General features: G+C 50.5%; 20 protein-coding genes and 2 riboswitches. Of the genes, 16 read left to right on the top strand and 4 right to left on the bottom strand.

Annotated features, from left to right (window positions below):
- The first annotated feature begins 120 nt into the window (after positions 1-120).
- From cobD to HY879_05430, 14 genes are all read left to right on the top strand, one after another.
- Entirely contained in the window at positions 121-1,077 is a 957-nt protein-coding gene (gene cobD, locus HY879_05495; GenBank protein ID MBI5602791.1) for a cobalamin biosynthesis protein CobD, read from the top strand.
- 46 nt (positions 1,078-1,123) lie between these two features.
- A riboswitch (cobalamin riboswitch) is annotated at positions 1,124-1,311 on the top strand.
- Positions 1,312-1,404: 93 nt separating this feature from the next.
- Entirely contained in the window at positions 1,405-1,953 is a 549-nt protein-coding gene (gene cobU / locus HY879_05490) for a bifunctional adenosylcobinamide kinase/adenosylcobinamide-phosphate guanylyltransferase (protein MBI5602790.1), read from the top strand.
- Entirely contained in the window at positions 1,954-2,703 is a 750-nt protein-coding gene (cobS, locus tag HY879_05485) for an adenosylcobinamide-GDP ribazoletransferase (protein ID MBI5602789.1), read from the top strand.
- A complete protein-coding gene (locus tag HY879_05480) occupies positions 2,696-3,316 on the top strand; it encodes a histidine phosphatase family protein (protein MBI5602788.1) in 621 nt (206 codons plus the stop codon). Before cobS ends, HY879_05480 begins: the two co-directional genes overlap by 8 nt.
- A gap of 119 nt (positions 3,317-3,435) precedes the next feature.
- Positions 3,436-3,605: riboswitch (cobalamin riboswitch) on the top strand.
- A gap of 24 nt (positions 3,606-3,629) precedes the next feature.
- A complete protein-coding gene (locus HY879_05475) occupies positions 3,630-5,630 on the top strand; it encodes a TonB-dependent receptor (protein ID MBI5602787.1) in 2,001 nt (666 codons plus the stop codon).
- A gap of 104 nt (positions 5,631-5,734) precedes the next feature.
- Positions 5,735-6,637, top strand: coding sequence for a cobalamin-binding protein (locus tag HY879_05470; protein ID MBI5602786.1), 903 nt, complete (start codon positions 5,735-5,737; stop codon positions 6,635-6,637).
- A gap of 2 nt (positions 6,638-6,639) precedes the next feature.
- Positions 6,640-7,308 (top strand): diphthine--ammonia ligase, encoded by a 669-nt coding sequence (locus tag HY879_05465; protein MBI5602785.1) that lies wholly within the window; start codon positions 6,640-6,642, stop codon positions 7,306-7,308.
- 15 nt (positions 7,309-7,323) lie between these two features.
- Positions 7,324-8,319 carry an iron ABC transporter permease gene (locus HY879_05460; protein ID MBI5602784.1) on the top strand — a complete coding sequence of 332 codons (996 nt, stop codon included), beginning with the start codon at positions 7,324-7,326 and terminating at the stop codon, positions 8,317-8,319.
- On the top strand, positions 8,307-9,104 hold the full coding sequence (locus HY879_05455) for an ABC transporter ATP-binding protein (protein ID MBI5602783.1): 798 nt from the start codon (positions 8,307-8,309) through the stop codon (positions 9,102-9,104). The genes HY879_05460 and HY879_05455 overlap by 13 nt, the downstream gene beginning before the upstream one ends.
- A complete protein-coding gene (locus HY879_05450) occupies positions 9,097-9,846 on the top strand; it encodes an energy transducer TonB (GenBank protein ID MBI5602782.1) in 750 nt (249 codons plus the stop codon). The genes HY879_05455 and HY879_05450 overlap by 8 nt, the downstream gene beginning before the upstream one ends.
- Before the next feature lie 175 nt (positions 9,847-10,021).
- Positions 10,022-11,089 (top strand): beta-N-acetylhexosaminidase, encoded by a 1,068-nt coding sequence (locus HY879_05445; protein ID MBI5602781.1) that lies wholly within the window; start codon positions 10,022-10,024, stop codon positions 11,087-11,089.
- A gap of 117 nt (positions 11,090-11,206) precedes the next feature.
- Entirely contained in the window at positions 11,207-13,798 is a 2,592-nt protein-coding gene (locus HY879_05440) for a PAS domain S-box protein (GenBank protein MBI5602780.1), read from the top strand.
- Complete coding sequence (locus tag HY879_05435) at positions 13,785-15,008, top strand: HDOD domain-containing protein (protein ID MBI5602779.1); 1,224 nt, start codon at positions 13,785-13,787, stop codon at positions 15,006-15,008. Before HY879_05440 ends, HY879_05435 begins: the two co-directional genes overlap by 14 nt.
- Positions 15,001-16,164: a response regulator gene (locus tag HY879_05430; GenBank protein ID MBI5602778.1), complete on the top strand. Its 1,164-nt coding sequence runs from the start codon at positions 15,001-15,003 to the stop codon at positions 16,162-16,164. The genes HY879_05435 and HY879_05430 overlap by 8 nt, the downstream gene beginning before the upstream one ends.
- A 183-nt stretch (positions 16,165-16,347) precedes the next feature.
- Here the strand turns inward: HY879_05430 and HY879_05425 are convergent, their stop codons facing one another.
- Positions 16,348-17,316 (bottom strand): RluA family pseudouridine synthase, encoded by a 969-nt coding sequence (locus HY879_05425; GenBank protein ID MBI5602777.1) that lies wholly within the window; start codon positions 17,314-17,316, stop codon positions 16,348-16,350.
- Between the two features lie 151 nt (positions 17,317-17,467).
- Positions 17,468-17,656, bottom strand: a complete 189-nt coding sequence (locus HY879_05420) for a 30S ribosomal protein S21 (protein MBI5602776.1) — start codon at positions 17,654-17,656, stop codon at positions 17,468-17,470.
- Positions 17,657-17,968: 312 nt separating this feature from the next.
- On the opposite strand from HY879_05420, the gene HY879_05415 reads away from it, so the two are divergent.
- Positions 17,969-19,315 carry a response regulator gene (locus HY879_05415; GenBank protein MBI5602775.1) on the top strand — a complete coding sequence of 449 codons (1,347 nt, stop codon included), beginning with the start codon at positions 17,969-17,971 and terminating at the stop codon, positions 19,313-19,315.
- Between the two features lie 39 nt (positions 19,316-19,354).
- Positions 19,355-19,870 (top strand): response regulator, encoded by a 516-nt coding sequence (locus HY879_05410; GenBank protein MBI5602774.1) that lies wholly within the window; start codon positions 19,355-19,357, stop codon positions 19,868-19,870.
- A 302-nt stretch (positions 19,871-20,172) separates the two neighbouring features.
- On the opposite strand, the gene HY879_05405 is transcribed toward HY879_05410, so the two are convergent.
- Together HY879_05405 and HY879_05400 are read right to left on the bottom strand one after the other, a co-directional pair.
- Complete coding sequence (locus tag HY879_05405; GenBank protein MBI5602773.1) at positions 20,173-21,864, bottom strand: acyl--CoA ligase; 1,692 nt, start codon at positions 21,862-21,864, stop codon at positions 20,173-20,175.
- A partial coding sequence (locus HY879_05400) for an ATP-binding cassette domain-containing protein (protein ID MBI5602772.1) occupies positions 21,864-22,505 on the bottom strand: 642 nt, incomplete at its 5' end. The genes HY879_05400 and HY879_05405, both read right to left, overlap by 1 nt.

Genomic DNA, 22,505 nt, shown 5'->3' with positions numbered 1-22,505 from the left:
TGATTGATTATGGACATGGCGGAAATATGAAGGCCCTGGCCCTGCTCCTGGCCGAAGCAAGCCACAGCGGGCTTGGAAAAAGCTAAGGAAAGTCTGAAATTTGGTTCGGGATAATTAGCTTTGAAAGCTCATCACTTTGCCCTGGCTTATCTTCTGGATCTGATCTTAGGCGACCCAAAATATTTTCCCCATCCGGTCCGGGGAATTGGATTTTTAATTCGAGTTTTTGAAAAAATTTTGAGATGGCCCTCTTTCCGGCCCTCCTGGGAAAAGGCGGCCGGTTGTCTTTTGGCCCTTGGATTGCCGGTGGGGATTTTTCTGATCAGTTACCGGCTGATCGATTGGGTAAAAATAGTTCACCCCTGGGCGGGGTCCCTGCTCATAATAATCCTGGCCTACACTACCCTGGCCACCCGCTCCCTTCATCAGGAAGCGGCCCGGGTGGTGAAGGCCTTGAAAGACGGCCGGGTTTCCGAGGCCAGAAAAAATTTGAGCCGAATCGTCGGCCGTGACACGGAACACCTGACTTATTCGGAGATCCTGAAAGCGGTCCTGGAAACCCTGGCGGAGAACCTTTCCGACGGGGTTATCGCCCCTTTGTTCTATCTCCTTTTGGGAGGGGTGCCTTTAGCTATGGCTTTTAAAACAGTCAGCACCCTCGATTCCATGGTGGGTTATAAAGACAGCCGCTATCTTCATTTCGGCTGGGCCTCGGCACGAATGGATGACCTGTTTAATTTCATCCCGGCCCGGATCACCGGTTTATTGATCTGCCTCCTGGCCTGGCCTCTCGGTCTTTCGGCCGGAGAGGCCTTTCGCATTCGGCGGCGGGACGGAGGAAAATCGGAAAGTCCGAATGCCGCCATCCCCGAAGCGGCTTTGGCCGGGGCTTTACAGATTCAATTAGGGGGGCCTTCCTATCATGATGGGGAGAAGTGCGATAAAGCCTTTTTGGGAGACGATCGCTCGGAGATAACCTTGGCGGATTACCAAAAAACAGTTAGGATCATCTATGGTTCATCTTTGACCATGGCCTTTCTGGTTTTTGGTCTGCGATTTATTTGGGAAAGAATTTAATGGCACTAAACTGATTTTTTTATTGACATAAAAAGGCTGTTTCAATAAAGTAAATACACGTAAAGGTACCAAGACCGGTTTAAAAGGGAAGACGGTTCAAGGCCGTCACGGTCCCGCCGCTGTATCCGGGGACGAAATCCGCAAGAGCCACTGTCCGTTTTAAGGCGGACGGGAAGGTGTGGAAAGTAGGAAGATCCGGAAGTCAGAAGACCTGCCTTTATGGAGGAATCCCCAAAAGCGTTGGACACGGGGGGATTCGACTTAATGGATCAAGTAAGCTGGGTGCCATCCTTAAGTTCAGAAATTTGAACTTAAGGATTTTTTATTTTGGACCCTAAAATCGACCCCAATGCCCGATTGACCCTCATCACCGGCCCGGTACGCAGTGGAAAAACCCGTCTGGCCGTCCAATGGGCCACCTCCTTTCCCATACCCCGGGCCTATATTGCCACGGCCCAAAGCCTGGATGATGAAATGGCCGAGCGTATACGCCGGCACCAGGAGGAAAGAAATTCGGCCTTTCTGACCATCGAAGAACCTTTGGCCATAACCTCCCAAATTGAAAAATTAATGAACCACTGTTCTATTGTAGTCGTGGATTGTCTGACCTTGTGGGTCAGCAATCTATTGGGGGGTATGGGGGAAGACCGGCAGGCTATCCTTCAGGAAACGGAGGCTTTTTTAGGGATATTGAAAAGGCTGGAAACCTCCGTGGTCCTCATCGGAAATGAAGTGGGCTGGGGGATCGTTCCGGAAAATTCCCTGGCTCGAACGTTTCGGGATCTGAGCGGAAAGCTGCAGCAGGAGATTGCCCGGATAGCCGATCAGGTCATTTTGATGGTGGCCGGGATCCCTTTGGTCGTTAAGGGGAAATAGGTGGATTCTTTTTTATTGGCCCTCCGATTTTTAACTATCATCCCTCTGGGACAGGGCCGGGAAATAAATTCCGCTTCCGTGGCAGCCGCCGGTAAATACTATCCCCTGGTGGGTGCACTTATCGGAGGGCTGGTTTGGTTTTTTTTTTACGGGGTTATTTTTATTTTCCCCACCCCTGTTTCCAGTGGGCTGGTGGTGGCCTTTTGGGTGGTCCTGACCGGGGCCTTGCACTTGGACGGCCTGGCTGATTGTCTGGACGGCCTTTACGGCGGGACCGATCAGGATGGACGCCTCCGCATTATGAAGGATGTTCATTTGGGGACCATGGGAATCGTCGGGCTGATCCTGATTTTGGGGATCAAATATCTGGCCCTGAAAGAAATCGTGGCTTTCCCATCCTTGTGGCTGTGGATCATCCTTATACCCATGCTCAGCCGCTGGACCCCGATCTTTTTATGTTACTGGTTTCCCTATGCCAGGCCGTCGGGCGGTCTGGGGCAGGCCCTGGTCCAGGGCACCGGGAAAAAGGAACTCTTTTGGGCCACCCTTCTGGCCTGGGGGCCGGCCTTGATCGTGGCCAACATTTATGGACTGGGATTGATCGTAGTCGCCTTATTTTGGAGTTTGGTCTGCGGCTGGTATTTCTTTAGAAAATTGGGGGGCATCACCGGAGACGTTATGGGGGCGGTCATAGAATCTACTGAAGTTTGGGGAATGCTTTACGTATTGGGAGTGACCACTCATGTCTGAACAAAAAAAACCGACCCGTCTTTTGTTAGTCCGTCATGGAGAAGTAGTCAGTCGAGGGCAAGGAAAGTTTTTAGGATTTACTGATCTGGGCCTCAGCCTTCGGGGGAAAAGACAGGTCCAGTCCCTGGCTGAATACTTAAAAGAGGCCCCGTTGGATCAGGCCTATGCCAGTGATCTGAAGCGGGCCGTGGATTCGGCCCGGTCCATCTGCCAGGGCCGTTCCATAAGACCGGTTACCCGTCCGGCTTTTCGAGAGATGAATATGGGGGATTGGGATGGTAAGTCCTGGGATGAGGTCAAAAAAAAGAACCCGGAATTTAAGGCGCTTTTTTTTTATGACCTGAAAAATTTTTATTTCCCCGGCGGAGAAAACTGGTCCCAATTCCGCAGCCGGGTCTTAAAGGGCTTGAAAACCCTGCTTCAGGAAGAACAGGGAAAGGATATTCTTTTGGTGGCCCATGCCGGCGTCAACCGTATTATCCTGGCCCAGGCCCTGGGATTGCGGTTTAAAAATATGTTTTTTATGGACCAGGGCTATGCCTGTCTGAATATCATCGAGTTTTATGGAAAAGCTTCCAAGGTCGTCTTGATGAATGGGATTTATTATAAATAAAGGTTACTCGTTCCTGGTTACCCGTTGCTGGTATTGGCAGCAACCCCAACAAATAACGAGTAACAAATAACAAATAACGAGTAACGAGAAACATGTAACGAGTAACAAGAAACGAGCAACGCGTAATAAGATTGTCGGGTCCCAGGAAGTCTGGTCAAACCAGCACTGCCCCGCAACTGTAGACGGAACGAAATCCCAGCAGGCCACTGTACCGCCGGAGGCGGGATGGGAAGGCGAGGAAAGTAGGCTGCCGTCAGTCAGGATACTGGGCCGACAAAATAAACAGACCTCTTTCGAGGGAAAGGAGAAGGAAATGAAAAGAAGAAGAAGTTGTTGGTGGTTGGCGGCCGGATTGGGGTTAATGGGATGCACTTTAGGCTGGGCCGATGGGCCTCCGGTTCAAATGGAGGAAGTAGTGGTCACCGGGACCCGGACCAGGGAAGCGAGCAAAAATATTCCCAATGCCGTCATGGTCATCGGGGCCCCGGAGATTGAGGCCTCATCGGCCAAGAATGTCGGGGAATTACTCAAAGGGAACCTGTCCATCGATGTCACCGGTTATGGCCCTTTAGGTTCGGCCCAGTCGGTAAGTATCCGGGGTTCCAGCTCTTCCCAGGTTTTGGTCATGGTGGACGGTAGACCCACCAATTCCATTACCTTTGGATCAGCCGATCTAAGCGAAATACCGCTGGACCATGTGGAACGCATCGAGATCGTTAAAGGCCCGACCTCCCACCTTTATGGGGCCAATGCCCTGGGCGGGGTCATTAATGTGATCACTAAAAACCCGCCGCTTAAACCCACATTCAAAGCCGGTGCATCTTACGGAACTTTTAATACCCAGACGGTGCAAGCCGAACACGGTCAGACCCTGGACCGTTTTGGTTATCTGTTGACTGCCGGCCGCAAATCCTCGGACGGTCATCGGGACAATTCCAAGTATGAGGGTAAGGATTTTTCCTCCAAATTGACCTATCAACTCCTGGACCGCCTGTCCTTGAGTCTCTTGACCCAGGCCCACCAGGACGGCATAGGGGTCCCGGGTCCCAAACCGGCATCAGGAGCCATCCCGGTCTTCGGCAACAGCCAGGTCTCCAGTTTGTTCGATCATCAGGATGATAATATGTTCAACAATGCCCTGCGAGTGCAATGGGAGCCGGCGGAAAGTCTTCAGGTCCATTGGCAGGGCTATCAGGATTTTCGGGAACTTCTTTATCGACAAAAATATATGGGCTTTCCGTCGGCAGTAGAAGACCGGTTTTCCTATAAATCCAACATCTATGGTACTAAACTGGATCTGCGTTGGGCCTTTCATAAAGATCATAAGCTGACTCTCGGTACGGATTATCGGAAGGAAGATCTGGAGGCCGAACAAAAATCCAAAGACTTGAGTACTTCTCAAATTACCACTACCCGCTGGATCCCCGATAATAACATCTGGGGCATCTTTGCCCAGGAACACTGGCAGGCCCTTTCTCGATTGCGGCTTATCGGCGGCCTGCGCTATGATAATACCTCCCGGTACGGGTCGGAATTCAGTCCTGATTTGGGAGCGGTCTATGCCCCCATGGATCGGACCAATATCAAATTCCACTACGGACGGGCTTTCCGGCCACCGACTTTCAACGACTTATTCTGGCCGGGATTTGGGAATGCCAAACTTTCCCCGGAAAAGGGGGTGAGCTATGAAATCACCCTGGATCACGCCTTGAAGGATAACAAGGTCCAGTTCACCGCGGGGCTCTTTCGCTGGGAGGTCAAAGACAAGATTCAATGGATTCCGGATGCCAATGGCAACTGGCAGCCCCAGAATGTGAACGAACAGAATACCTGGGGTGGAGAAGTTGGGATCCAATGGAACCCGATAAAGGACCTTTCCCTTGTCCTGGGATATACCTATCTGGATTCCAAACAGAAGAATCGGGAATTAAAGGATGCCCTGTTTAATACGACTGAAATCGTGGAACGGAAGGCGGCGGCCGTCCCGCAGCATCAGGCCCGACTCTCGATCGGCTATCTGACCTGCTGGAAAACCCGCCTCAACCTGACCGGGAGATACCTCGGGGAGCGGGTTTTCTATTATGATGATTACAGTGCCTTTCCCAAGGTAAGGCAGTTAGAAAAAACCTTCGTGTCCTATTATACCCTGGACTTGAAAGTGAGTCATCCTTTTACCAAGAACTGGACAGGAACCCTGTCCCTGTTGAATCTCACGGACGGTAGCTATACGGAACAGCCGGGAACCAGCTTCAGCGATCAGGGCTATCCGTCCCCGGGACGCTCGATTACGGTGGGGGTGGTGTATAACTTCTAATACGAAAATAGAGTTCGGAGCATAGAGTTCGGAGTTCGGAGTAAATCTTTTTGATGATTCGTGGCTTCCGCAGGGGGCGCCACGAATCATATTCAGTTTATTTTATGGGCCCACTAACGTTTTTTATCAGAGGCTTTGTTTTTTTCCTCCTTTGGCTCCAGGCGCTTCCGGCCCCTTTATGGGCCGCGGGAGATCTGGATTTTTACAATCGCCGGGTGGTCCCGAAAGATTACCAGCGGATCATTTCCCTGGCCCCGAACATTACAGAGATCCTTTTCACCCTGGGTTTAGGCGCCCGGGTGATCGGTGTGACCCAACACTGCAACTACCCGGCCGGGGCCTTGTCCAAAATCCGGGTGGGCAGTTATATCGACCTGAACATTGAAAGGATCCTTTCCTTAAAACCGGATTTGGTGATCGCTACGGCCGACGGCAATGAAAAAGGTTCAGTGGAAAGGCTGGTCGGTTTCGGTATACCGGTCCTGGTGACCAACCCGAAAAACTTGAACGAGGTTTATGAAACCATTGAAACCATCGGGCGGATAGTCCAACAGACCCATAGGGCGGAAGGGCTGGTCCGGGTTCTTAAGATACGGGCCGAGCGGATCGTTCAAGCCTGTTCCCCATTGTCCCATCCCAGGGTTTTTTTACAGATCAATGAAAATCCCTTAATCACCGTAGGCCAGGATACCTTTCATAACCATTTGATTCAATTGGCCGGGGGGATCAATATCAGCGGTAAGGAATCCATTAAATATCCAAAATACAGTTTGGAACAGGTGCTGCGCTCCAGTCCCGAGGTCATCCTGATCACCTCCATGGAGCGGGGAGTCGCAGCGGAGCGGAAAAAGGATCGCTGGCAACGATGGGATCAACTGCCGGCCGTCAGGCAGGGCAGGATTCATATCCTTGATTCCGATCTTCTGGACCGGCCCTCTCCCCGACTGATCGATGGACTGGAAGCTTTGGCCAGGGCCATTCACCCGGAGTTGAGAAAGGGAAAATAATAATGAAAGCAGCCGTTTTATGGACCGGAGGGAAGGACTCGGCCCTGGCCCTTTATGAGGCCAGGTTGTCAGGGTATGCCATCAGGAATTTAGTGACCTTTATTCCTGATGGGGCCGATTTTTTGGCCCACCCCATTTCTTTTATGAAGATGCAGGCCCAGGCACTGGAGATTCCCCATTATATAGTTAATATTTCGGAGCCTTTTCAAGAAAATTATGAAAAGGCCATTTTTTCGATAAAAGAAGGGCTTGGAGTCGATACCCTGGTAACCGGCGATATCGCCCAGGTGGACGGTTATCCCAATTGGATCCGGGAATGCAGCCTCCCTTCCGGGATGAGGGTTTTGACGCCTCTTTGGGGACAGGACCGGCTTGGGCTTCTGAACCGCCTTCTGTCCAGGGGGTTTCGGGTTGTTTTTTCAGGGGTCAAGAAGCCCTGGTTTACGGAAGAATGGCTGGGCCGGGAAATAAACAATCATTCCATTGAACAATTATGCGCCCTTGGTTCGGAAACCGGTCTGGATTTATGCGGAGAGCAGGGGGAATACCATACCCTGGTTTTGGATGGCCCGCCCTTTAAGAAAAGCCTGGAAATAACCGCTTATGAGCGAAATCTAAAAGATTCCATAATGGTCATTGAGATACGGGAATTGGGTCTCAGGGATAAATAATGAACGGGAGCCTGTTTGGTCACTTATAAAAAACTCATTTCGGTTCTGGGCCTTTTGACCCTGATCCTTCTGGGGGCCTGTGCCATGGGCCTGGGATGGGGTTCGGTCAGAATCCCGGTCTTTCAAGGGCTGGTTGGAGCCGGGTTGGATTCCACTTCCCGTGCCATCCTCTGGGATCTTCGGCTGCCCAGGGTCCTTCTGGCCGGGATTGTGGGTTGGTCATTGTCCATCGGGGGGGTGGTTTTTCAAGCCCTGATGCGTAACCCTTTAGCCGAGCCCTTTCTGCTCGGTATTTCCAGCGGGGCGGCCCTTGGGGCCGTGGCCGGCATCATTTTCGGGGTTCTTTTTTGGGGGGGTATTCCGACTATGGCCTTTTTAGGGGCTTTAATAACCATCACCCTGGTTCTGGCCATCGCCCAGAAGGCCCAGTCCATCGAGGCCAATACCCTTATTTTAACCGGGGTGATTGTTAATGCTTTTTTTGCCGCCTTAATCATGTTCGCCCTGGCTACGACCTCGGGTGAAAAACTCCATACCCTGCTTTTCTGGCTTTACGGAGATTTGAGCCGGGGACGTTTCTCTGATCTTTGGGCCATGATTCCGGTCATCCTGTCGGTTTCCTTTGTCCTGTATGGAATGGCCCGGTCATTTAATCTTATCGCTTCCGGAGAAGAGGTGGCCTCTCAGTTAGGGTTGGCCGTGGAACGGACCAAGTGGATCTCCCTGATCCTGGTCTCCTTTATGTGCGGGATTACCGTGGCCTTCAGCGGCATTATCGGATTTGTCGGATTGATCGTTCCTCACCTGGTCCGTATGGCCTTCGGACCTGATCATCGGCTCCTCCTGCCGGCCTCCGGTCTTTTCGGGGCTTCCTTTCTCATCGGGGCCGATTTATTGGCCAGGGTCCTTATTTCCCCCAGTGAACTCCCGGTGGGTGTGATCACGGCCTTTTTAGGGGCCCCGTTTTTTCTAACCCTGTTGTATTTAAGGAGGCGTTCATGGTCCCCTTGATCAAGAGTGAACAGGTAGGCTACCGCTATAACCATCAGTGGGTCATCCAGGAGATCGCCTTCGAGTTGGGGCGGGGGGAACTGGTGGGGCTCATCGGCCCGAACGGATCAGGAAAAACCACCCTGCTGAAATGTATGGCCCGGCTTTTGGTGCCTCAAGAAGGGCGGGTTTTATGGGAAGATCAACCGCTGACCGGCTTCACCCAAAATCAGGTTGCCAGGAAAATAGCCCTGGTCTCTCAGGAAACCTCTCTGGTTTTTTCACCTACGGTCCTGGAATCGGTCCTTATGGGGCGTTTCCCCTATCTGCGGCGCTTTCAACTGGAAGGTCCTGAAGATGTACGTCTGGCCGAGGCAGCCATGGAACGGACCCAGATAACGCACTTAAAACATCGGCTGTTATCCGAATTATCCAGTGGAGAGCGGCAACGGGTTTATCTGGCCCGGGCCCTCTGCCAAAAGCCCAAACTGCTTCTTTTAGATGAACCGACGGCCTTTTTGGATATACAGCATCAGGTTAATATTCTGGACCTGATTTCAGCCTTGAATCTTGAAAAGGAGTTGACCATCCTGGTGGCCTCCCATGATATCAACCTGACCGCCCAATACTGCCGGAGATTGATTTTGATCCGCCAGGGCCGAATTGAAACCATTGGGACGCCGGCCCAGGTGATCAAAGAGGAAATCATTGAAAAGGTCTTTGGGACCCGGGTGGTGGTGGATCAAAACCCCTTTACCCAAAGCCCCAGGATTACCCTGATGAGCGGCCGGGAGATCAATGCCTAAGGAGTTTCTTAAATCCCTGTTATGGGCCATGGGCCTTCATGGAGGCATCCTGGGGATCCTGCTCTTCTCCTGGCCTTATTTGGCCCATTCGGTTTTTTCCCTGGATCGTTATCGTATTTTTAAGGTCTCTTTGGTTTCTCCGCCCAGGCTGAACCCCCCGGTCCAACAGGAAGCCCCCCCCAAAAATCCTCCCGGAAGAATAGGGAAGAAAGAGATTATTGTTCCCCCCCATCCGACCCCACTCCCATCGACCACCCCGGCCGGAAACCCTTCCCGGGAAGAAAAGTCGGGTATTCCTCATGAGGATAAAGGGGATAGAAGGGATGGAGGAACCTCATTCTCTTTGCAGGTCCTCTCCAATGGATCCCCGTCGGAAGGTAAAGGGATGGGAGGGCCGGACCGGCCGGCCGGAGCGGTTCAAGGAACCCAGGTCTCTTTTTCCCCGGCCAGGGGAAACGCCTTGATCGAAAGTCTGGCTGTTCCCCGCTATAGTATGAACCGGGCACCCTATTATCCGGTATCGGCCCGGGAGCAAGGCTGGCAGGGGACCGCCCTGATCAGGGTCCTGGTGTTAAAAAACGGCTCAGTAGGATCCCTTGAGGTGGTGCGTTCTTCAGGGTTTTCCATCCTGGATCATTCCGCCTTGAAGGGGGTGAGGGAATGGAAGTTCATCCCAGGCCAAAAAGACGGGCAGCCGGCCGAGATGTGGGTCCAGATCCCGGTCACTTTCCGGCTGGAATAGACAACTTTTAGGTCGAAAATACCGTTCGTCGTTCAGCGTTCGGCGTTCGGCGAAAAGAATTTTCATGCCTCGTGGTGCCCCCAGGGGCATGAGGGTTTAGTTCGAAAATATGGTTCAAGGTTCAAGGTTCGGATGGTTTTGAACCCGCAACTCGTAACCCGTAACGGAAAAAATCATGGAACGTCTTCTCCGCAAGAAATCCCTTGAAGAATTGGTGGGCCAGCTTTTTATGGTGGGGTTCGAAGGAACCCGGTTCAATAGCGATCTGGCCTATTTTTTAAAAAAATTGCACATCGGCGGGGTGATCCTTTTTAAACGAAATGTCCAGGACCCCTTTCAATTAGCTGAGCTTTCCCGTAAATTGCAGGAAAAGGCCCTGGAATGTTCCTCTATCCCCCTTTTTATTTCCATTGACCAGGAGGGCGGTCCGGTGGCCCGGTTAGGGCCGCCCTTTACCCTATTTGAATCCCAGTCGGCTATGGCTTCTTCCGAAGATCCGGAAGGGAAGATCCGGGATTTTACCCAAACCCAGGCCCGGGAGTTGAAGCTCGTCGGGATCAATATGGATCTGACCCCGGTATTAGATGTCAATACCCGGGGGCCTGAAGGGTTGATGGCCGCCAGGGCTTACGGTTCGGACCCCTTTCAGGTGGCCCGGTTAGGGGCCTTATGTATAACCGGATTACAGGAGGCCGGCATCATCGCCTGCGCCAAACACTTCCCCGGAATCGGAGACACCGATCTGGATTCCCATAAGGATCTGCCCATCCAGTTAAAAGAAAAAAAAGAACTGGAAGAGGTGGAACTGGTTCCCTTCCGGGAAGCAGTCAAAATGCAGACAGGGTCGATAATGGTCTCCCATGTAAAATATCCGGTTTATGACCAAAAATATCCGGCCAGCCTTTCCGGACCGATTATCACCGGGATCCTGCGGCAAAGCCTGGGATATGAAGGTCTGGTTATGACTGATGATTTGGAGATGGGGGCCATCGGCCGGCATTACGGGATCGAAGAAGCCTTGCTTTTGTCCTTTCAGGCCGGTGCCGATTGCTTGATGATCTGTCATGACCCCGAAAAGATCGAAAGAGGTTATTCCTTCCTTTTGAATCAATTGAAAAAAGAAGCCATTTCACCGGAGCTGTTTAAAAAAAGCCTGCGGCGCAGCCTCACTTTGAAACAAAAATTTCTTCAACTTTTCCCGCCAAAGACCGATAAGGAAATTAAGGAGTATTTTTTGCATTAATAGCCTCTGGGATTCGGTCCTCAGTTAATAGTCAAAAAATTGATTCCTTTGTGTCCCGGCAAAAATCGTTTTTTCCTGTTGATCCGGGGTTAATTAAGGCGTTGGGAGTTGAAGAAATTGGAGAATAATCCATCACCGGATAAGCCGGAGGAACAGGAACTGACCCGTTTACAGGACCGGATTAGTGCCCTGGAACTGGAACAGGTCCGCCTGAAACAGGACCTTGAGGCCTCCTGCTGGGAGACAGCCCAATATTTGAATTTAATAGAGGGGGCCGACGATATCATTTATGAAACGGATGCCGCGGGGCTTTTCATTTTTTTCAATCCCGTTTCGGAAAGGATCACCGGTTATTCCAAAGAAGAACTCACCGGCCGGCACTACCTGGACCTGATCCATCCCGATTACCGGGCAGAAGCCTCCCGGGTTTACGGAAAACAATTTGCTTACAAGATTTCAGATACTTATTTTGAATTTCCTTTGGTAACCAAAGACAACCGGGAGGTCTGGCTGGGTCAGCATGTCCAATTAAGGATGAAGGAGGATGAACCCGTCGGATTTCAGGCCATAGCCCGGGACATCACCAGGCAAAAACAATCCGCATGGGCTTTGAAAGAATATCAGGAACAGCTTGAGACCATGGTCGAAGAACGGACTTTCGAACTGAAAAAGAATAATGTAACCCTGGAGTATAAAATTTTAGAACGAAAACAGGCCGAGGCGGCTTTACGGGAAAGCGAGGAAAGATACCGGACCATCCTGGAAACTATTGAAGACGGTTATTATGAGTGCGATCTGGCCGGTAATTTGACTTTTTTCAACGAGGCTATGGTTCGGATTCATGAACATTCAAAGGCTGAACTATTGGGTATGAATAATCAGAAGTTTACTGATACCAGGAATGCCAAAAAAATGTTCAGGGATTACGGACAGGTTTATCTCACGGGAAAACCTTGTAAGGGTATCGAATTCGAGATCATTACTAAAAGCGGAGGGAAAAAGGCCATAGAGAATTCCATATCGCTCATAAGAGATTCTGCCGGGAAACCCGTGGGGTTCAGGGGGATTTGTCGTGAAATTACGGAACTGAAACGGGCCCAGGCGGCCTTAAAGGAAAGCGAGGAGAGATACCGGACTATTATTGAAACGATTGAAGATGGCTATTACGAGTCGAACCTGACCGGCCAGCTTACCTTTTTTAATGATGCCCTGGCCCGGCTGCATGAATTTTCCAGGGAAGAATTCATCGGGATGCACAGTCGCGATTATACCGATGCCCGGAATGCCCAATTGCTGCAACAGGAATTTAACCGGGTTTATCAAACCGGACAGCCCCTGAAAGGCCTCCAGTATGAGTTTACTACTAAAACAGGCAAGAAAAAGCAGAACGAGATCTCCGTATCTTTAATGAGAGATTCCTCAGGGGAACCCGCCGGGTTCAGGGGCATTTGCCGGGACATCACCGAGCGTAAGCAGGCGGAAGTGGCCTTGCAGAAGACCCACGCCAAGATCGCCTTGCTCCTTAATTCCATTTCTTCGATTCTGGTGGCCCTTTCCGATGAAAACCGGATTATCTTCTGGAACACCAAGGCCGAGGAACAATTCGGGCTGTTGGAAAAGGAAGTCCTGGGAAAGCCTTTGGGGGACTTGGGGATTCATTGGGATTCGAATCAAATTGAGACATCCATTGCCCGCTGCCGAAAAGAGAATACCCTTGTGGGGTTGGATAACTTAAAATTTTTACAAACTGACGGAAAAGAAGGCATTTTAGGGTTACGGATCACCCCCCTTTTCGGAGAGGATTTTTCCGATGTGGGGATCCTGATCCAGGGGGCCAATATTACCCGGCGCAAGATCCTGGAGAGTCAGTTAACCCAGGCCCAGAAATTAGAGTCCATCGGCCAACTGGCGGCCGGGATTGCCCATGAAATCAATACACCTACCCAATACGTGGGCGATAATATCCGATTCCTGCAGACTTCTTTTGAAGATTTAATCCATATTATACGGAAATATGGGGCCTTGAAAGAAGGCGCCCGGAAAGGGGAGGCCTTAGATGGCTTTCTCAATGAAGTGGAGGAGGCTATTCAGGGAGCGGATTTGGGCTACCTGACCGAGGAGATTCCCAAGGCCTTCCAACAGACCCTGGAGGGGCTGGAACGGGTCGGTCGGATTGTTCAATCCATGAAGGCTTTTGCCCACCCGGGAAAAGAGGAAAAGGTGGCGGTCGATATCAATAAGGCCATTGAAAACACCATGGTGGTGGCCAGAAATGAATGGAAATATGTGGCCGACCTGGCTACCGATTTGGACCCATCTTTGCCGTTTATCCCGTGTATTCCAGGCGATATCAATCAGGTCATCCTGAATATCCTGGTTAATGCCGCCCAGGCCGTTTCCGAGGCCGTCGGAGACGGCTCCAACGGGAAAGGGAAGATTTCCATCTCCACCCGCCGGGATGAGTCCTGGGTGGAGATCCGGATCAGCGATACCGGGAAAGGGATTCCCCCGGAGATCCAATCAAAAATTTTTGACCCTTTTTTTACCACCAAAGAAGTGGGAAAGGGGACCGGCCAGGGGCTGGCCATATCCCATACGGCCGTAGTGGAACGGCATCAGGGTTCTATTACTGTCGAGTCGGAGATAGGTCAGGGGGCTACTTTTAAAATCCGTTTACCCATAAAGGATCCTGTAGATGCCAGAGGTTAAGAAACGCAAAATTCTTTTTGTGGATGATGAATCCAAAATACTGCAGGGTCTGCAGCGGATGCTTCATTTTATGAGGAATGAATGGGAAATGCGCTTCGTTGCCGGAGGGGCGGCGGCCTTGGATCTGTTGGAAAAAGAACCCTTCGATGTGGTGGTCACCGATATGCGAATGGCCGGGATGGACGGGGTTGCATTTTTATCCGAGGTCAAGAAACGGTTTGCCCGGGTCATCCGGATTGTCCTGTCCGGCTTCTCCAATAATCAAATGGTCCTGAAATCGGTCCCCCTGGCCCATCAATTCCTGGCCAAACCCTGCGACCCCCAGACCTTGGTCTTGGCCATTAGCCGGTCCTGTGCCTTATACGACCTGTTAGGGGAACATTCCCTCAAGAAGCTGGTTACTCAAGTATCCACTCTTCCCAGCCTGCCGGCCCTCTATGTTGAATTGGAAGAAGTGATCCAGAGTGAAGACAGCTCTATAGAACGGGTGGCAGAAATAATCTCCCAGGATGTGGGGATGACGGCCAAGGTTCTCCAACTGGCCAATTCGGCTTTTTTTGGTCTGCCCCGTAAGGTCAACAGTCCCCAAGAGGCGGTCCTCTTTATAGGCTTCAAGGCCCTGGAGGCCATGATCCTTTCGGCTCATATCTTTGCCCAATTTCAAAACACCTCCCGGTTTCAGACCATGATTACTGATCTCTGGCATCATAGCCAGGCCACAGCCGGTATTGCCAAGGCCCTTTCCAGGCAGGAAGTCATGGATGCAAACATAAACGGATACGCCTCCATGGCCGGGCTGCTTCATGATTGCGGTAAACTGGTTTTGGCGGACAATTTTCCTGAAAAATACGATGCGGCCTTATCCCTCTCGGAAGAGAGCGGGGTGCCCCTTTGGCAGGCGGAGGAAAGCCTTTTCGGTGCCCATCATGGTTCTGTGGGTGCCTATTTGTTAGGGATATGGGGTCTTCCAAACCCATTGGTCGAAGCCCTGGCCTTCCATCACCAACCCGATTCTTTTCCCCAGGATTCTTTTAATGTCTTGACCGCGGTCCATGTAGCCGATGCCCTGGAACAGGAAGACCGGGTTTTAGAAGACCAACGGAGTAAAATTAACGGAAACTATTTATCTCGTTTGGGACTGCAAAACCGCCTTCCTGAATGGCGGGATTGGGTAAAAGGATTTAAGGAAAAAGGAGCCATCCATGGGTAACAGGATTCTTTTTGTGGATGATGAATTGAATATTTTGGAAGGTTACCGGCGTCAGTTCAGAAAAGAATTTGAGATCGAAATTGCCCAAAGCGGGGAGCAGGGCCTGCAGGCCATTGCCGGGGCCGGTCCCTTTGCGGTTGTGGTTTCAGATTTTCGTATGCCGGGAATGAACGGCATCGAATTTCTTACCCGGGTCCGGGAAGCAGCCCCGGATACGGTGCGGATGATGTTGACCGGATTTGCGGAAATCCAGGCGGTCATTGAGGCCATTAACGAAGGTAATGTCTTTCGTTTTCTCACCAAACCCTGTACGACCGAGGTCATGGCCAGGGCCTTAAACGAAGGCCTCAAACAATATCAGCTCATAACGTCCGAGCGGGAGTTGTTGGAAAAGACCCTCAAAGGGACTATCGAGGTCTTGACCGAAGTGCTTTCTCTGGTGAATCCGGAGGCCTTCGGCCGGGCCTCCCGGATAACGCGGTATGTTCGAGAAATTGCCGAACAACTCGGTCAAATAGGGCCGGCCGACAGATGGGCTTTGGAAACAGCGGCTATGCTCTCCCAAATCGGTTGTATCCTTTTGCCACAGGAGGCCATTAAAAAACTTTATCAGGGGGAATCCCTTAGCTCTGAAGAATTTCAGATTTTTCAAATGCACCCAGGCATCGCCCATGATCTATTGAAGCAAATCCCCCGTTTGGAGCCCGTGGCCGAAATCGTTCTCTATCAGGAGAAGGGGTTTGACGGTTCCGGGATTCCCCTCGATAACCGGCAGGGAGAAACGATTCCCCTGGGGGCACGGATTTTGAAGGCCGTATTGGATTTCGATATTTTGACCACCCGGGGTGAAAGCCGGGGGAAGGCCCTCCTCCATTTAAGTAAAGAAAGCGGCCTGTATGATCCCCTTGTCCTGAGTTCCTTTGAAAAAGTTTTGGGGACTGAAGCGAAGTTCGACCGCCAAGCCCTTTCAGTTGTCAACCTCAGAGAAAAGATGATTCTGGAGGAAAATATCTGGTCTTTAGACGGTACGAAAAAAATCCTTTCCAAGGGACATGAACTCTCTTCAACCATTCTGGAACATCTAAGAAAATTTCAAGATCTTTTCGGGATCCAGGAACCTGTCAAGGTCATGGTTCCTTTGACCCGGGATGATTAATCCTTAGTACGAAAATAAATTCATTGTATAGGAATTTCCTTTTTGGACGCAGATCGACTCGGATCGGCTGAAAGCCGATTGAATTCGGATCGGCAGAGAGCCGATCGTGCAGATTGCCAAGATTTTTAACATTAAGATATTGTTATCTGCGGGTATCGGCGAAAATCAGCGTCCTGATTCTTCTTATTCCATTCGGGATAAGACTTCCTGCAGATCTGTCGGCAGTTCGGAGAACCAGGTGAACGGTTCCCGGCTGACCGGATGGGGAAGGGATAACTGGCGGGCGTGGAGGAAAAATCGGCCTGGAGGGAGCCCCAATGATTCACCGGTTTTTGATCCGTAAAGGGTGTCGCCCAATACAGGGTGTCCTTGAAAGGCCAGGTGGGCCCGGATTTGATGGGTCACCCCGGTAATCAACCGGACATCGACCAGGGTATGGCGGGTATATTTTTTTATGGGCCGGACCTGAGTTGTGGCCCGATAGACTCGTCCGCGGTACTTTTCACCCAGGTCCTGGATCACTTTCATTTTTCGTTTATCCTCGGAATCATGGGCCAATGTGAAGGAGATAGTCCTGGGCCTTTGAAGGACCCCTTCGACCAAGGCTTGATAGGTTTTTTCCCACCTTTTTGCAGCCAGGTCTTTTTTGAGCTGTAACCAGACGCCCTGTTCCAAGGCGGCTACCAGCAAACCGGAAGTTCCAATGTCGAGACGATGAACCAGTCCGGGTTCCAGGGGTTTAGTTCCTACTTTAACGATTTCAGGCCGGAAGGCGACCAGGGCATTGGCCAGGGTCCTTGTTTCAAAGGGACTGAGCGGGTGGGTAGGCACAAGACCTGGTTTTTCAATCACCAGAAGATAGGGATCTTCAAACACAACCGTCAGCTTGAGGCCTTCATCGGAAACCGAAAAGGGGCTCAGGGGCCCGGGGATCTTCATCTCCAGGAGGTCCCCCGGGGAAGCCCTGAATCCTTTGGCTACGGGTCTCCCGTTGAGTTGAATGCACTGCCTGGAAAAAAGATCTTCTAAGATCCGGTGCGAAAAGCCGGGAAGGTGCCTTTTAAGGAAAACATCGGCCCGAATGGTTCCCACCAGGTCTTTGGGGACCCGCCACTGGAACCATTCGGGAGCAAAAAACTTTTGTTTACTCAAAGGTAAAATGCCGAGGAGGTCAGGTTAGTTAGGAAGGTTTTTTAGAGCCGTATATCTCCTCTCTTTTCGTAATCTGAACAGTACAAAAGGAAAATAAAAATCGGCTCTAAAAAATAACAGGTGGCTAAAACCTGAAGGATCATTTACCCGATCATCGGTTGTATAAATTGGCCTTCCGTTTGCGGCGGGCAGCTTCCCGCTGTTTTCGTTTTTTCTTAACGCTTGGCTTTTCATAGAACTCCCGTTGTTTGAGTTCTTTCTTCAGGCCGTCCATCTGCATTTTTTTCCGTAACAGCTTTATGCCCGCCTCAATGTTGTTGTCTTTGACAATCACATTGATGGACATCCTTTATAACACCCCTTTCTAATGGGAATATAAAAATCGAGGCAGTCTAATGCCTGGAAACACCATCCCGTCCGCTCGGAGCGGGTTACGGGGAACCCTAACTTTTTGATGAGACATTAATTTAAAATTAAAATAAAATAATATATCAAAAAAAAATAATAAGTCAAATTATTTTTTAGCTTGAGACCTATTTCATCGTTTATGATAAAAAACGATTTTGGGCAAGGTCAATATTTCTCTTGACAAAAAATGCGCTATTAAGCATAAAAAATTATTAAATAATCCGATCAGATAAAGGGGAACTCCTTGAAAAGGTTTTTTAGAAGGAAAGCCGTTGAACCCGAGCAGCCGGCCGACGACCCGGGGAAGCAGGCCAAAAAAGAGTTAATGGATCTGTTCATACACGACATGAGAGGACCATTGTCGGTTGTTGCTGTAAGCGCCCAGAAACTTCTCCGAAAAGAGGATCGCTGCGGCTCTTTGACCGAATCCCAGCAGGCCATTCTGGAACGGATTTTAAGAAATACCCAAAAGGCTCAAAACCTTATTCAGGAGATGATTGAGGTCTTTCGTTGTGAGGCCAATGTGTTCCATCAAGAGCATTTTTCCCCGGAAACGGTTTTGCGAGAGGCCTTATTGGATATTTTGGAAGTTCACCAGGGTAATGAGATCGAAAAGGTTTGCCAGGCTGAATCGGTCGAAAACTTTAAACAACTTTTAGCCGAACAAGGTGTTTTTTTTGAAATATCCGGTCGGTATAGGCGAGAGCCCTTTACCCATGACCCCAGAAAAGTGCAACAGATTCTCCGGAACCTGATCAGCAATGGCATGAAATACCGTCGAAAGCGGCTTTTTATCGATATTCATGGTGATCGGGACCTGATCATTTCGGTGGAAGATGACGGGCCGGGGATCCCCCTGGACGGGCAGAAGAGCATTTTCCAACGTTTCATACGTTTGAGCAACCCGGAAACGGCTCAAATCCCCGGGCTTGGGCTGGGTCTGAGTGGCGTGAAAACCCTGTTAGAGACCATGCAAGGGGAGATTACTTTGATCAGCAGAGAAGGGGTTGGAAGCCGATTCATGGTCAGAATTCCTCCTCTAACCGGACGAAAGGAGAAACCGATGGTGGAAGAATCCATTTTAAACGGCAAGAGGATCCTGGCGGTTGACGATGAACCGGATATCCTGGAGGTTTTATCCGAAGAGATTTTAGAGACCTGCCCGGATTGCCAGATCGATAAGGCCACCAATTTTGAGGCCGCCCAGGAGATGCTGAACTCCTGGAAGTACGACATCGTCCTTCTGGACATTATGGGGGTTCGTGGATTTGATCTCCTGGAACTGGCCGTTAAAAGGCAGTTTCCGGTGGCTATGCTGACGGCCCATGCCATGACTCCGGAGGCCTTAAGAAGATCCATCGAAATGGGAGCCCGGGCCTATCTCCCCAAAGAAAAACTGGAGGAGATCGTTCCTTTCCTGGAGGATATTCTGGAATACGAAGCCCCTGCCGGCTGGAACCGGCTTTTCGGAAAGTTGGGTGATTTTTTTGATGACCGCTTCGGGAAAAATTGGAAGAAATCCGACGATCGCTTTTGGCGGGACTTCAATACTAAAATTGAAGGCCGGCAGGATCGGGTCATTATTAAATAAGGAAAAAATTTAAATACAACTTGGATAGAAGGAGGGTTTATGAAAGAGACGTTACTGAAAAATAAGCATTTGCTGGCCGTGGATGATGAGCCGGATGTTCTGGCTGTAATTGAGGAAGAAATCTCGGATGCCTGTCCGGATTGCAAATTGGATAAGGCCACCTCCTATGAAGAAGCCGTCGAGCTGATGATCTCCTGGACCTATGACCTGGTGGTCCTGGACATCATGGGAGTTCGTGGTTTTGATTTATTGGACCTGGCGGTTAACCGCAAGTTCCCGGTAGCCATGCTGACGGCCCATGCCTTGTCCCCCGAGGCCTTGAAGCGGTCCATTGAGTTGGGGGCCAAGGCCTATTTACCCAAGGAAAAATTAGGGGAGATCGTCCCATTCCTGGAAGATGTGCTCCGCTATGAGACCATGCCGGGGTGGAAACGGCTTTTTGAAAAATTAGAGGATTTCTTCAGTAAGCGTTTTGGGCCGGATTGGCAGAATACGGATGAGAAATTCTGGAAGGATTTTAATGATAAGATGCAATTCAAAGAACCCAAGGATTAAGTAACACTTTATACTATTCTAAACAATAAGGAGACCTTTCCTCGTTACTGGTTGCTCGAAAAAACGGGTAACCAGTAACGCGTATCTATCAACACCAGAATATAACATATCTTGTAATCCTGTAAATCCTGTCTGATTTGATAGTTTAGGAATTTCCTTTTTGGACGCAGATCGACTCGGATCGGCTGAAAGCCGATTGAATTCGGATCGGCAGAGAGTCGATCGTGCAGATTGCCAAGATTTTGAATATAAAGAATAGTTATCTGCGGGTATCGGCGAAAATCTGCGTCCTAACTTTACCCCTACATCCCGGCATCTTTTAAGACGCTGTCGCTTTTATCATCCTTTTCGGCCCGCTGATGTTCTTCCTTTCGGACTTCCCGTCTCAGGAGCTTGCCGACCTTGGACTTGGGGAGCATATCTCGAAATTCGATATACTGGGGCACCTTATAAGAGACCAATTGCTTCCGACACCATTTGATGAGGTCATAACCGGTGATCCCCTTGACGTCTTCTTTAAGAACCACATAGGCCTTAATGCGTTCCCCTACTTTTTCATCAGGTATCCCTACTACACAAGAGCCGATAACCGCCGGATGTTCCTGAAGGACCGCTTCTATCTCGGAGGCCGATACCCTGTAGCCTTTATGTTTGATAGTGTCAACGGTTCGGTCGATAAAAAAGAGGTTGCCCTCTCCATCCATGGACATAATGTCGTTGGTGCGATACCATTTCCTGCCTTCTATCTCGATGAAAGATTCGACCGTTTCTTCCGGTTTATTGAGATAGCTGGTTACCATGAAGTCGGAAGAGACCAGCAGTTCTCCCGGTTGTCCCTTTTCCACAGGCGCGAGCGTCGAAGGGTCTACCAGTTTAATTTTTTTGCTTGGAACCACACGGCCGACACTTTTGGGGGGATTCGGAATATCCACCGGACACATGGTCACCCCACCGCAGGTTTCAGTCGCCCCATATCCCTGATAAATCACCTTTCCGAATCTTTCGTGCCATCGTTTGCCTACCTCCATAGGTAGAACGTCGCCGGCGCTATACCAGTATTTCACGCTGCTCAGGTTATATTGATCGGTTCGATCGTGTTCGAGAATCATGCGGTAAAGGGTGGGAACGCCGATCATGCTCGTTGCCTTGAACCTCTCCATGGATTCAAAGGTTGCATCCAGGTTTACTTTGGGCTGGATCATAAGCGTTCCCCCCACCAGGAGGGTGGACAAGGCACAGGCCTGGCCCATGATGTGAAATAAGGGGGCATTCCCCATGAGGATGTTTTCTTCAGCCGGGACAAGGGGTTCGCTTACCCTGATTTGCTCATTCACGCTGACTAAGAAAAGATCATGAGGGATCGGTACGCCTTTGGGATGCTTAGTGGTACCGCCGGTATAAAGAATCTCGGCAATGGCCCTTCCCTTTTGGGGGACGGGGAGGGCTGCCCCGGGAGTCTGAGGGGTGTTAAAAAGGAGGGATCTGAAGGAAAAAATATCTCCTCCGAGGGCGATTTTGCCTTTAGGGATGACATCGAAAAGATAACCGAAATACCTTTTCCACCAGGGAAGCAGGTCGGCCATCCGGGTGACGATAACCCTTTTTAGCCCCGTTTCCGGCATGACCCGCTTGACATAACCAAAATTGGTGTCGGCGCAGACAATGCTTTCGGCCCCGCTGTCATTGGCAATATACCGGAGGTCGGCGGGCGTATAGATGGGCGAGATGGGAACTGCAACCGCGCCGGCTTTCTGAATCCCAAACCAGGAGACCACCCATTGGACCGTATTCGGAAGATAAATGATGATTTTTTCCCCCGGCCTGACCCCGATGGCCGTCAGGGCGGAGGAGAAGCGTTCGGAAAGATCCTTTACTTTCCGGTAGGAGTATTTGGTGCCGAGATAGATGAGGGCGGGGTGGTTTTTCCGCCTCTCCGCCATGGTCTCGAAAGTTGAAAATATAGTATCCTGTTTAATAAGTTCCACTTTTCCCATCATACCCCAAAATAGGCGGATTTTACCTCCGGATTATCCATGAGTTCATCCCCTGTCCCGCTTAAGGTTAACATTCCGTTTTCGATGATATATCCCCGGTCGATCATAGGCAAGACCGGTCTGGCAAATTGTTCACTCAATAAGACAGTAATCCCTGATTTTTTTTTCAGGCTGGCGATGCCCTCCACCAGGACCTTTTGCATCACGGGGCTTAATCCCAGAAGCGGTTCATCCAATAGAAGAAGCTTGGGGCGGACTACCAGGGCCATACCAATAGCCAGCATCTGTTGTTCCCCGCCGCTGAGGAATCCGGCCTTTCGATTCTTTAATGGGACCAGGGCCGGAAATAATTCGAAGATAGTGTCCATGGTTTCTTGAATCTCGGCTCTTTGCCGTAAATAGCCGGCGATTTTCAGGTTTTCCAGTACGCTGCTTTCGGGGAATACCGGATGTCTCTCCCTGGAAAGAACGATCCCTTTCTTGACCCGGTCACTCGGCTTCATCTCGGTGACGTCCTCTCCCTGATAGACGATTTGACCATAGACGTTAATACGCTCTCCGCCCTTTCGTTTTTCCTTCAGACGCATATCAATAATGAGACCCGAGACCGTATTCATGAGGGTCGTCTTGCCGGCGCTATT

Source organism: Deltaproteobacteria bacterium (genome assembly GCA_016219225.1).
Lineage (GTDB): Bacteria > Desulfobacterota > RBG-13-43-22 > RBG-13-43-22 > RBG-13-43-22 > RBG-13-43-22.
Note: the sequence above shows the minus strand (reverse complement) of the source record. Positions and strands in the feature narration are given on the sequence as shown.